Raw genomic sequence first — 11967 nt, 5'->3', positions numbered from 1 at the left:
AATACACTTTTCAGAAATGTCGTTTATTTTACATAAAATCCGCGTGATTAACGTAAATTAGCGTGTACAAGGACGATTTTTAGGCAAAAAGAAGGAGGATTTAAATGACGAGCGCAACATTAGTTTCAACGCAATCCATTCAAACTGTTCTTAATAAGCAAATTTCTAACTGGAATTTACTGTTCGTTAAGCTTCATAATTTTCATTGGTATGTAAAAGGGAATCAATTTTTTACGCTTCATGTAAAATTTGAAGAACTCTACAATGAGGCTGCGTTGCATGTGGATGAGTTGGCTGAGCGATTATTGGCGATTGGCGGTCAACCTGCCGCTACGATGAAAGCTTACTTAGAGATTTCTTCGCTAAAGGAAGCATCCGGAACGGAAACAGCTACGAAAATGGTTGAAGCGATTATAGAAGATTTCACGATTCTTACGCAAGAGTTGAAGGCGGGCATGCAGATCTGTGAGGAAGTGAGTGACGATACCACATCAGATATGCTTTTGGCGATCCAAACTTCTTTGGAAAAGCATCGCTGGATGCTGCAATCATTCCTTGGATGAGAAATTTACACAATCTTTAATTCGAACAAACATTCACGTTATGAAATTCCATTATCCTAGAGACAGAAGATTTCAAAGGATGTGAAATGGATGAAAATTCTGAATGTCATATTCGCCATTGCTGTGGGCACCATGTTCCTACTCCTTGCGTATCAGGCAGACGTTCCCGACAGCGCCCATGATCCGAATCCAATGAAACATAATCTAGATCAGTTTACCCGAATGCAGGTTACGTATGAGAAAGAATCAGAGAAATAAAGGAATGGCCGATTTTTTAGGCTGTTCCTTTTTATTTTTCCTGAAAAATGTCAATCTTCATTTGTTTTGCTTACAAAGTTTATTTATAATAGATAGATTAAAGAGGAGAACGAGGGGTTGGCGAGATGGGGAATGGGAAAGCATTGAAGGAGTGGGCCTCTGCGGTAAAAGCGTTAGAAGCTGGCTCGCAAATTTTTATTATGCGCAAAGGAGGTATTGTCGAAGAAACAAGAGATTTCCAGGTAGAATCGAATGATTTCTTTCTCTATCCAACATACGAGCATCAAAGAAAAGAACTACTGAAAGAGCAGTATCGCGGGATTATCGATGAAACGTTGGTCAGCTGGAGCGCGCAGGATACACACGTAACAATCAATTCTTTTGCTCGAATGGTGGAAGATATCGAAGTCAGCGACCAAGAAAAGCTGAATCAGCTATTCCCTTTTCATATTTGGACAGAAAATTTCACAGAAGAGCGATTGAAGTGGAAACGTAAAAACCCGCTGCATATAATGATTTTAAGGGTCTATACGCTGAACCAACCGATCCAAATTGAGATCGAACAGGCCTATATTGGCTGCAAATCATGGATACAACTGCAGGCATTGGTACCGGATGATTCCGGCATGACCCCCGTGTTGAATGAGGAAGAATTTACCGCACAAGTTGCTGAAATAAAACGTACTTTGGCGTAAAATTCACGTAGCATTTCACAAAACGCTCGCCTTTTTCATGGAATTGCCCTTTCTTGATTTGTTACAGTAAGTTATAATAGAATTATTCTAATGAGAATCAGTGATAATCATTACATGTGATTGTCATCTATCTAGTACACTCAAACATTATGGAGGCTTAAAGAAAATGGCAAATTCATCAACATTTACAATAGAGGGTCTGAAAGCGACCATCGAAGGAAAGGAAATTTTGAAAGGTCTTAGCCTAGAAATCAAAGGCGGCGAAATTCACGCGATCATGGGGCCGAACGGTACTGGTAAAAGTACATTGGCATCCGCGTTAATGGGTCACCCGAAATATGAAGTAACAGAGGGCTCTGTTACATTAGATGGCGAAGATGTTCTTGAAATGGCTGTTGACGAGAGAGCTCGCGCTGGCTTGTTCTTGGCTATGCAATACCCAAGTGAAATCACTGGTGTAACGAATGCTGACTTCTTGCGCAGTGCAATGAATGTTCGCCGCGGTGAAGGTAACGAAATTTCTTTGATCAAATTTATTCGTCAAATGGAAGCGAAAATGAAGCAACTGGAAATGAACCCTGAGTTCATGCACCGTTACTTGAACGAAGGTTTCTCCGGCGGTGAGAAAAAGCGTAATGAAATTCTTCAAATGCTTTTGCTTGAGCCTAAATTCGTTATCCTTGATGAAATCGACTCCGGTCTAGATATCGATGCTTTGCGTATTGTTGCTGAAGGTGTTAATGCGATGCGCAGTGAAGAGCGTGGATTCTTAATCATTACGCATTACCAACGTTTGTTGAACTACGTTAAACCTGATTTTGTACATGTTATGATGCAAGGTCGCATCGTGAAATCCGGTGGCCCTGAGCTCGCTGAGCGTTTGGAAGCGGAAGGTTACGATTGGATCAAAGAAGAACTTGGCATCGTAGATGAGACTGTTGGTCAAGACGAGGAAGAATTCAAAGTTCCAATGAACACACCAGGGCCGAAGTACTAGGAGATGAGAGACTTTGATCTTAGGGTCAAAGATACTTATAAATGGAGGAAATCATGAGCACTAAAACAACACTTTCCATCGATACTAATGCTGTTACTGAGCTCTCCCGCAGCAAGCAAGAGCCGGAGTGGATGACAGCCCTTCGTACTGAAGGGGTAGCATTAGCGAATTCGTTGGAATTACCTATACTAGAAAAAACAAGAATCGACCGTTGGAGCATTTCCGCCTACGGTTCCTATAAATCGCAAGCAGCTTTGAGTTCACTGGATGAATTGCCAGAAGTGACCAAAGGCTTAACGAATAACGAAAACCTCATTGTGCAACGCAACTCCGGTATCGTGTACAATCAAGTTTCCGAAGCTTTGAAACAGCAAGGCGTTATTTTCACAGATCTTGAAACGGCTGTTCGTGAGCATGGAGATTTGGTTAAGCCATACTTCATGAAGGCTGTTCAAGCGAATGAAAATCAACTTACAGCTTTGCATGCAGCATTGTGGAATGGCGGTATTTTCATCTACGTGCCCAAAAACGTTGTTGTAGATATCCCACTTCAAGCATTGTTTGTTGCAGATGATGCAGAAGCTACGTTTGCACCACACGTTCTCATCGTTGCTGAACAATTCAGTTCCGTTACGTATGTAGACAACTTCGTGTCTTCCGTTGGCGGCGCAGATCTTGTACAGAACGGGATCGTTGAAGTGTTTGCAAAACCAGGTGCACGTGTTAGTTATTCCTCCATTCACAGCTTGGAAGCATCCGTAACGGATCTCACGTATCGTCGTGCGATTCTTGAAGATGACTCCCGTATTGGTTGGGTTGTTGGTGAGTTGAACTATGGGAATTCGATGTCCGATACGACATCTATTCTCAAAGGGAAAGGCTCCGACTCCGATGCGAAAGTAATCTGTGTGGGTACGCACGAACAGAAATTAAACTTGACGACTCGCGCTGTTCATTGGGGCAAAGCGTCTACAAGCGATATGATTACACGTGCAGTTATGCGCGATAGTTCTACAGCGATTATCAACGGAATCACGAAGATCGAAAAAGGCGCACAAGGCTGTAACGGTCAACAAACCGAGAAAGTCCTGATGCTTAGCCCGAAAGCTCGCGGAGACGCGAACCCGATTCTTCTAATTGACGAAGATGATGTTAAAGCAGGTCATGCTGCAAGTGTTGGGCAAGTGAATGCAGAACAAGTTCACTACCTAATGTCCCGTGGGATTACCAAAGAAGAAGCTCAACGTTTAATCATTTACGGATTCTTGGCACCAGTTGTTTCCGTAATTCCAGTTAAGAGCGTTGAAGAACAGCTGCAAAGCTTAGTGGAGAGGAAGCTAGGACAATGATATCTGCCGAGATACGTGAACTTTTTCCCATTCTGAAGCAAGACGTGAACGGTCATCCGCTGGTTTACTTGGATAGTGCTGCTACTTCCCAGAAGCCTATTCAGGTGATTGAGGCACTGAAGCATTACTACGAGTGGGATAATGCGAACGTTCATCGCGGGGTTCATACCCTAGGTTCCCGAGCAACAGATGCGTATGAAGGAGCTAGAGCCAAAGTGGCTAAGTTCATCGGCGCAGCCAGTGAGCAGGAAATTATTTTCACTAGAGGCACAACAACCGCTATCAATATTGTGGCAGCTAGCTTTGCTGAATCGGTACTTCGTGAGGGCGATGAAATCGTCCTTACACCGATGGAGCATCACAGCAACCTGATCCCTTGGCAGCAAGCTGCTAAGAAATCAGGCGCCACTTTAAAATATATTCCGCTGCAGCCAGACGGATCCATATCCCTTGCAGATGTAGAGAACACTATTACTGATCGTACCAAGATTGTTTCGATTGTGTATGTGTCCAATGTGCTCGGCGTGATCAACCCGATCAAGGAAATTGCCGCTATTGCCCACAAGCATGGTGCCAAAATCATGGTCGATGGTGCGCAAAGCACACCGCACATGAAGGTGGATGTGCAAGATTTGGATTGTGACTTTTATGCTCTGTCCGGGCATAAGATGTGTGGCCCTACCGGAATCGGGGCATTGTATGGGAAGAAGTCTTTATTGAATAACATGGAACCTGTTGAGTTTGGCGGAGAAATGATCGATCATGTCGATCTGTATGAGTCGACTTGGAAGGAACTTCCGTGGAAATTCGAAGGCGGAACGCCTATGATAGCAGGAGCAGTTGGGCTTGGAGCGGCCATCGACTTCTTAACCGAAGTTGGGATGGATAACATATTTAAACATGATGTGGAGCTCACGAACTACGCATTGGATCGTATGATGCAGATTCCAGACTTAGCTGTATATGGGCCTACAACGAATCGTGCAGGACTGGTAACGTTCAACCTTGGGGATGTTCATCCTCATGACGTAGCAACCGTATTGGATTCCATGGGTATTGCAGTTCGTGCTGGTCACCACTGCTGCCAGCCACTTATGAGATGGTTAGAACAAAGCAGCACAGCTCGTGCAAGCTTTTATCTATACAATACGGAAGATGATGTAGACCGTCTTGTGACGGCTTTACTGAAAACAAAGGAGTACTTCGGCGATGCAATTGGATGATTTATACCGTAGAGTAATTATGGATCACTATAAAACTCCTCGCAACCGTGGGAAATTTGAGTCCGGCGAGTCCGTTACGATTGACCTTAACAACCCAACCTGTGGGGATAAAATTTCCCTGCAGATGCAAGTTGAAGAGGGGATCGTTAAGATGGCGAAATTCACAGGTGAAGGCTGCTCGATTAGTTTATCCTCTGCATCCATGATGACGGATGCTGTCAAAGGGAAAACAATCGAAGAAGCACTGAAGATGGCTGATGATTTCTCTGGCTTGATGAAGGGCGAATCTGTAGAATTTGAATATGAAGACATTGAGGCCCTGTCGGGCGTTAATAAATTCCCAGCGAGGATTAAATGCGCAACTCTTGCGTGGAACGCACTACGCAAAGGGATTGAACATTCTCATAAGACCGATAACTAACGCATTTGCGGGTGGAATAGGTTAACGATAAGGAAGTAAGAGAACGTTAAGGAGGAATCAACCATGGCGAAACAAATGCCAGATTTAGAAGATTACAAATATGGTTTTAGAGATGAGCACAAATCCATTTTCCAATCCGGTAAAGGCTTAACTCGTGAAATCGTTGAAGAAATCTCAAGAATTAAAGGCGAACCAGAATGGATGTTGGAATTCCGTCTGAAATCCCTTGAGCAATTCTTCAAAATGCCTATGCCGCGTTGGGGCGGAAACATGGATGATTTGGATTTCGATGATATCCAATACTATGTTCGTCCATCCGAGAAGCAAGGTAAAACGTGGGAAGAAGTTCCTACAGAAATTAAAGAAACGTTCGACAAGCTTGGTATCCCTGAAGCAGAGCAAAAGTTCCTTGCTGGAGTATCTGCACAGTATGAGTCTGAGGTTGTTTACCACAGCATGCAAAAAGAGCTTGAAGATCAAGGTGTTATCTTCACAGATACAGACACAGCTCTTCGTGAATATCCGGAGTTGTTCAGACAATATTTCGGAACGATCATTCCGCCAGCTGACAACAAATTTGCAGCATTGAACAGCGCAGTTTGGTCAGGTGGATCCTTCATCTACGTACCAAAAGGCGTGAAATGTGAAGTGCCTCTACAGGCTTACTTCCGTATTAACTCCGAGAACATGGGTCAATTCGAGCGTACGTTGATTATTACGGACGAAGATAGCTTCGTACATTACGTTGAGGGCTGTACAGCTCCAATCTATAGCACGAACTCGCTTCATAGCGCTGTAGTAGAAATCGTTTGTTTGAAGAACTCCCGTGCTCGTTACACAACCATCCAAAACTGGGCACCTAACATCTACAACCTCGTTACCAAACGTGCGGTTGCAGAAGAAGGAGCTACAATGGAATGGGTTGATGGTAACATCGGTTCCAAGCTGACAATGAAGTACCCAGCAGTTGTTCTTAAAGGCCGCGGCGCTAAAGGGATGGTTCTTTCCATCGCTGTTGCAGGCAAAGGACAACATCAAGATGCGGGCGCGAAAATGACACATTTGGCACCAGATACAACATCGACGATTGTTTCCAAGTCGATCTCCAAGCATGGCGGTAAAGTAACGTACCGTGGTTTGGCTTCCTTCGGACGTAACTCCCAAGGTTCCAAAGCTAACATCAAGTGCGATACGTTGATCTTGGATAACGAATCCACTTCGGATACAATTCCTTACAATGAAATCTTGAACGATAACATTACGCTTGAGCATGAAGCGACTGTATCCAAGGTATCTGAGGATCAATTGTTCTACCTCATGAGCCGTGGTCTTACAGAAGCAGAAGCGACGCAAATGATCGTTATGGGCTTCATCGAGCCATTCACCAAAGAACTTCCGATGGAATATGCCGTGGAAATGAACCGTCTCATTAAGTTCGAGATGGAAGGGTCTATCGGTTAATCTCCCAATAAAAAAGCGTGCCAGAGAGTTTTCTCTGGCACGCTTTTTCGCATGTTATCCGTTAATTCGCTTACGATTCTGTGTCGCTGCCGATTGGAGGGCCACATATAACGATTGGATATTAAACTTTTTCTTGAATTCAAAACGATAAGCTGCCGTCGTAATGTTATTCGCTTTGTAATAAGGTGAGGTTATGGAATGAATAATGAGCTCGCTGTCATCAAACCCTGTACCGCCAGATTCCATCGATACCTCATAGATGGCATCTAGATCAATCGTGGAGACTTTCGTTTTCTTGCCAGTGACACCTTGATGATCAATCAGGATAATGCGCTCGTCAGTGATTAAGAATGAATCCCGAACAAGTTTAAACCCTGTAGAGATGACTTCATTTGGCATGAGATAAGTACCATACTGTCTCGTAAGCTCCTCAACAGGAACTTCGGATAAATTTCCTAGTAATCCACTAAAAATACCCACTATCATCACTCCTCCTTGAACAAATATATGTATCTATTCCACATTTATACGACGTACACCTCATACAGATTTCATTACTTCCAACAAACGCCAAGCCCGTTTGAACGAACGGATTGCATATTTGCATGCCACTTGTCTCACTCTATAAAGGATAATAATGTGTCCCATAAGGAGAGAGAATTTCATGTGGAATAAGCTAAAGATACCGGCAATAGGAAGCGTGATTGTCATGCTGGCGATTTCGACTGCTTGTGGGAAGGATCATGCGAGCCCACCAAGTGTAGCTCCGTCGCAAAGCCCGACAGGTTTAACTGGCTCCGGCAATTCGGTTACGAAGAGTATGTCACAAGCGGGCAAAGATATCATTGCGCTAGCAAGCAATGATGCAGTCCTACCGATGAAACAAATTGGGAACGTCAATTATGTTTCTGCTCAAGATTTAATCAAAACACTTAAATTCCAGTCTGAATGGGAAGATTCTGAAGGCAAACTGATTTTAGGGGACAATGATGCTAACTTTGAGTTGATCATGAACTCGAAAAAAGCCATGAAGGATGGGGCGGATATTCAATTAAGCCAACCGGTAGTGAAAGAGGGCGGAACGGCTTATTTACCTGTCTCGGACTTAGCTGACTTATTTCAAGATGATATGTCGTACGAGGTTCGAAAAGGGGACGTCATTATTCATGCTTCGCCCATTGCGATCATCGAACATGAAGATGACCCAGCAAGTGCGAATGATAACTCACCAGAGTTGAGTTTCGGAGATGATCCTACAGATCCGTTCAAAGGCAACGGGACAGGTGCAAATCCTGCAGGGATGCCTATTCAGACCCAGCATGATCTACAAGTATGGTCGCCAAATGATCAAAATGACGTTATGCCGGTTTTGAAGAATATCGATATTAATGCATTGATTAATAAAGGGGAAAATTATATGGGCGTAAAGTATAAATTTGGTACGGGCCCATATCCCCAAACAGGACGATTTGATTGCTCGACATTTACCCAATATATTTATGGGAAATATAATATTAAACTGCCGCGGGTAGCTCGGCAACAAGGTACTAAAGGTAATTTGGTTTCTCGCAAGTCGTTACGCAAAGGGGATCTGATGTTTTTCTACGTGCCAGGTCGTTTCAAATCGAACAAAACCGTTGGTCATGTAGGGATTTACATTGGAAACATGAAGATGCTTCATGCCTCCCCCGAGCCGAAGAATGGGGTACAAATCAGCAATATTGATAAAGCTTATTGGAAAAAAACATTTCTAAAGGCGAAGAGAATAGCCTATTAATAAGAGTAATGGGAAAAGTCTATCCGATGGATAGGCTTTTTATTTTTGTCTATTTTGAAACAATTGAATCCCTCGTGCGTTTAACTGTGTAGAAAGTTTTTTTGTGAAGGAGGCTAGCCGTATGACAATCGTGCTTTATGAAAAGTTGCCCGAGGGGCAACTGCTCAAACTTGGTGAACGTGCTTGGGATGATCAACTTATTCAAGCCTTGAATGTAGCTAATTTTATTCTTGTTGGCGGGAAGGAATACGAAATGATTGAGGGCCGTTTGAATTTGGATCTCCATGTGTTTGAATTGCTGCTCGTGAAAGCCGGGGCAGAAGGGGGAGGGAGCAGGGAGTGAAACGACCGCTTAAAGTACTATCAACTTCACTGAGTTTGATTTTGTTAGGCCACATGCTGCTAGGAACAGCACAGGCTGCGGAGACACCAAGTCCCAATACAGGCTCTTCTAAATTGGTGGAATGGTCGAATGAGGATGTTAAGGCTTATTACGATCCGCAGGTGGATTGGAGATTACCTGTCCCCCCTGATAAAGGTGTAGCTACACCGTCACCTACGCCAACACCTAGCACAACAGGCGGGAGTACAACTCCTATTATTGTGAATCAAGTGTCAGGCGGTGGGTTTGGATGGGATGATCTGCTGCTTTATCATCTGATTTTCAATACCGTAAGCCCTTATTCATCTAGCAGCTGGGGGAATAATCATCGCTCGTATTATTATCGATCCAATACACCCTATGTCAATAAAACGTATCAACCAAGCTCTTTTACGAATCGTTCGACAACGAAGGCACCAACAACTTCAAGCGGTAGTGGCACCTTTACATCGAATTCGAATAAATCGTCAACGGCCACCAAATCAGGTACAACAGGTTCCTCAGTTAGCGGCTCCAAGTCAACCTCAACCTCATCAGGCAGCATAGGTGGTAAATCAAGCGGTTTTAGCTCCTCCTCCAGCTCGAGCTCTGGGGGTTAATTGTATGGTATTTGAAGTAATCGGGACAGCAGCCTCAGATAGAAATTCTCGCGTACAGCAACTAGCTGAGCTTGGATTTACGTGGGCTAATTTGGAGAACGAAGAGTACTGGATTGATCAGCTTGTCGTTATGCCAAATGAGGTATATCAGGATCTTATTCATACTGCTGCAGGACTTTGGCAAGTGTTTGATAAAGCTGCTCGTTACGTTTTCGGCAAAAGGGATCTTTATGCTGACTTGTCGATACCGGAAGTGCTTTGGGATGGGCTGGATCGACTTGAGCCGAATGGCGAGGGATTCATAAGCCGCTATGCGAGATTTGATTTTACAGTCGATCAGGCAGGTAACATTAAATTACTAGAATTAAACGCGGATACGCCTACGGGTTATGTAGAAGCCTCTATCGCGACTCCATGGCTTTGTGAGCAATATGGTTTGGAATCACCGAATGGCAGGATGAAGGAGCTTCTCAAGGCAGCCTGGGAGGTCGAGGCACCAGATTATGCAGCTTGTATAGCGTACGGTGTACATGCGGAAGACACGGGGACGATAGATGCACTCGTTGCTCATAGCGGAAGAAAAGTGACATGCGTGGACTGTTTGGATTTGTGGATCGACGAGGGCGTCGTCAAGGTTGGTGCTGATCAGACCATTCAGCGTATGTTTGCCTTATATCCGAAGGAGTGGATGGGGGTTGACGACGGGGGAGAAGCGCTGTCGTATGCAATCGAAGAGCAATTCGTTCATTTATTCAATTCCTTGCATGCTGTGATTTTACAATCCAAAGGCTTGCAAGCATTGATCTGGGATCTTCATATAAAGCAATCAGCGTTATTTACGCAAGAGGAACATGACATCATCAAGACTTACATGTTGCCAACCTATATGCATCCTATTCTTGAAGGTAACTATGTGTCCAAATCGATGTTTGGCCGCGAAGGCGGCTCTGTTGAGCTGTATAACGAAAATGGAGAGCTGGAATTTAAGGATGAAGCGGGCTTTGATACGAGTGTGTTTTTTAAACGTGTGTATCAAGAAAGGGCAGACCTGCCGCGGCTAACTTTCCAGCATGGGCAAGGACATTTATTAACGGGTCTATTCGTATTGAATGGAACGCCATGTGGGCTTCTAGGTAGGGCAGGCGGCATCATAACAGGAAATGCAAGTCAATTTGTGGCGATTGGAGTGAAAGCGCCTTGAAACAAGGGAGATTTATTCTATTGGCCGTAGGACTTATCGGAATTATCGTTATCATATGGCTGTTCAGCATGATATTCGATAAGAAACCATCCGTCCTAAGCCAATCAACAACAGGCAACGTATCGACAACATCCAGTTATGCTCCTGGTGACGTGCCATGGGATTATCAAGTCCAGCAAGTTAAGGTCGGTGATCTCATCGATGGTGATATGGTGCTGTTGCCGAACAATGACCGAATGTCCAACGATCAGAATTTTGCGACTGGTGATAGTATCTGGGTATTGAGTTTCATGCAAGCCACGATGAAAGCGGACAGTCAAGGAAAGAACGATGTTACTTTGTCGCAATGGAAACCGATCAAGTCCTTCAAAACAAAAGAAGAAGCCGACAAAGATCTCGTAGAGCTGAAAGTGGAAATAAAGACGGATGTGAAATTGATCGGTGTTTATAAAACAGAGCTGGATAGCCAATTCAGGTACTTTGCGGTAGTAGAATTGCCAACTGGGCAGAAGGTTAAGCAGCCGATTCCAGAAGAGAGATACAAAGCGTTCAAGGATAAAAAAGAAGTAAGCGTAGTTCTAGAGGAAGTACATGATTATACAGATTTTGATCAATCGATGGCTAAATTTCGGGGGTGGGCAGAGTGATCGTTGTGGATCTTATTATAAGTTTATTCGTCATTGTCTTGTTACAGTTTGCAGGGATGTACATCTTTAGTTTAATGACACCCTATCGGGATATGGAAGAAATAAATAACGGCAACCTGGCTGTGGGGATTACCATGGGAGGCAAGTTCGTAGCTACGGCCATCATCCTAGGCATTGCTGCCTATACGAACGCCTCCATTTGGCATATGAGCTTATGGTTTGCAGTAGGGTACGCATGCTTAATAGCTTCATATTGGGTGTTCGATTGGCTAACCCCAGGTATGAAGCTATCAGACCAGCTAAAGGGAGGAAATGTGGCTGTAGGCACCCTTCTTGCTGCGGTATATATCGGAATTGCGATTTCGGTAAGCAGTCTAATTATTTAACTTTTCTT

General features: G+C 43.9%; 15 protein-coding genes. 14 read left to right on the top strand and 1 reads right to left on the bottom strand.

The genetic code is table 11. The features are described from left to right. Nucleotides 1-104: 104 nt before the first annotated feature. The 8 genes from GC096_RS36770 to sufB all read left to right on the top strand — a co-directional run bounded on the left by GC096_RS36770 (nt 105) and on the right by sufB (nt 6967). Nucleotides 105-563: a Dps family protein gene (locus tag GC096_RS36770; protein WP_171637990.1), complete on the top strand. Its 459-nt coding sequence runs from the start codon at nt 105-107 to the stop codon at nt 561-563. Nucleotides 564-653: 90 nt separating this feature from the next. Then, nucleotides 654-821, top strand: a complete 168-nt coding sequence (locus tag GC096_RS36765; protein WP_171637988.1) for a hypothetical protein — start codon at nt 654-656, stop codon at nt 819-821. Between the two features lie 125 nt (nt 822-946). Then, a complete protein-coding gene (locus GC096_RS36760) occupies nt 947-1516 on the top strand; it encodes a DUF1802 family protein (RefSeq protein WP_171637985.1) in 570 nt (189 codons plus the stop codon). 166 nt (nt 1517-1682) lie between these two features. Further along, entirely contained in the window at nt 1683-2513 is an 831-nt protein-coding gene (gene sufC / locus GC096_RS36755) for a Fe-S cluster assembly ATPase SufC (RefSeq protein ID WP_171637983.1), read from the top strand. Between the two features lie 53 nt (nt 2514-2566). After that, nucleotides 2567-3862 (top strand): Fe-S cluster assembly protein SufD, encoded by a 1296-nt coding sequence (gene sufD / locus GC096_RS36750; RefSeq protein ID WP_171637981.1) that lies wholly within the window; start codon nt 2567-2569, stop codon nt 3860-3862. After that, nucleotides 3859-5085 (top strand): cysteine desulfurase, encoded by a 1227-nt coding sequence (locus GC096_RS36745; RefSeq protein WP_171637979.1) that lies wholly within the window; start codon nt 3859-3861, stop codon nt 5083-5085. Before sufD ends, GC096_RS36745 begins: the two co-directional genes overlap by 4 nt. Continuing rightward, nucleotides 5072-5506, top strand: coding sequence for a Fe-S cluster assembly sulfur transfer protein SufU (gene sufU / locus GC096_RS36740; RefSeq protein WP_057310356.1), 435 nt, complete (start codon nt 5072-5074; stop codon nt 5504-5506). Before GC096_RS36745 ends, sufU begins: the two co-directional genes overlap by 14 nt. 63 nt (nt 5507-5569) lie before the next feature. After that, nucleotides 5570-6967, top strand: coding sequence for a Fe-S cluster assembly protein SufB (gene sufB, locus GC096_RS36735; RefSeq protein WP_056624188.1), 1398 nt, complete (start codon nt 5570-5572; stop codon nt 6965-6967). Between the two features lie 54 nt (nt 6968-7021). Here sufB and GC096_RS36730 read toward each other — a convergent pair whose 3' ends face one another. Continuing rightward, nucleotides 7022-7453: a PH domain-containing protein gene (locus GC096_RS36730; protein ID WP_216626372.1), complete on the bottom strand. Its 432-nt coding sequence runs from the start codon at nt 7451-7453 to the stop codon at nt 7022-7024. A gap of 178 nt (nt 7454-7631) precedes the next feature. On the opposite strand from GC096_RS36730, the gene GC096_RS36725 reads away from it, so the two are divergent. From GC096_RS36725 to GC096_RS36700, 6 genes are all read left to right on the top strand, one after another. Next, the gene (locus GC096_RS36725; RefSeq protein WP_171637974.1) at nt 7632-8744 is read left to right on the top strand and encodes a C40 family peptidase; all 1113 of its coding nucleotides are present in this window, start codon (nt 7632-7634) and stop codon (nt 8742-8744) included. A gap of 121 nt (nt 8745-8865) precedes the next feature. After that, nucleotides 8866-9087 (top strand): hypothetical protein, encoded by a 222-nt coding sequence (locus GC096_RS36720; RefSeq protein ID WP_171637972.1) that lies wholly within the window; start codon nt 8866-8868, stop codon nt 9085-9087. Continuing rightward, the gene (locus tag GC096_RS36715; RefSeq protein WP_216626371.1) at nt 9084-9725 is read left to right on the top strand and encodes a hypothetical protein; all 642 of its coding nucleotides are present in this window, start codon (nt 9084-9086) and stop codon (nt 9723-9725) included. The genes GC096_RS36720 and GC096_RS36715 overlap by 4 nt, the downstream gene beginning before the upstream one ends. Nucleotides 9726-9729: 4 nt before the next feature. Next, a complete protein-coding gene (locus tag GC096_RS36710; protein WP_171637970.1) occupies nt 9730-10926 on the top strand; it encodes a glutathionylspermidine synthase family protein in 1197 nt (398 codons plus the stop codon). Continuing rightward, the gene (locus GC096_RS36705; protein WP_216626370.1) at nt 10923-11573 is read left to right on the top strand and encodes a hypothetical protein; all 651 of its coding nucleotides are present in this window, start codon (nt 10923-10925) and stop codon (nt 11571-11573) included. The genes GC096_RS36710 and GC096_RS36705 overlap by 4 nt, the downstream gene beginning before the upstream one ends. After that, nucleotides 11570-11959, top strand: coding sequence for a DUF350 domain-containing protein (locus GC096_RS36700; protein ID WP_171637968.1), 390 nt, complete (start codon nt 11570-11572; stop codon nt 11957-11959). The genes GC096_RS36705 and GC096_RS36700 overlap by 4 nt, the downstream gene beginning before the upstream one ends. Nucleotides 11960-11967 lie beyond the last annotated feature (8 nt).

Source organism: Paenibacillus plantarum (assembly GCF_013141695.1).
In the GTDB taxonomy this organism is placed as follows: Bacteria; Bacillota; Bacilli; order Paenibacillales; family NBRC-103111; genus Paenibacillus_E; species Paenibacillus_E plantarum.
The sequence above is the reverse complement of the archived record's forward strand: the minus strand, read 5'-3'. Positions and strand labels throughout refer to the sequence as shown.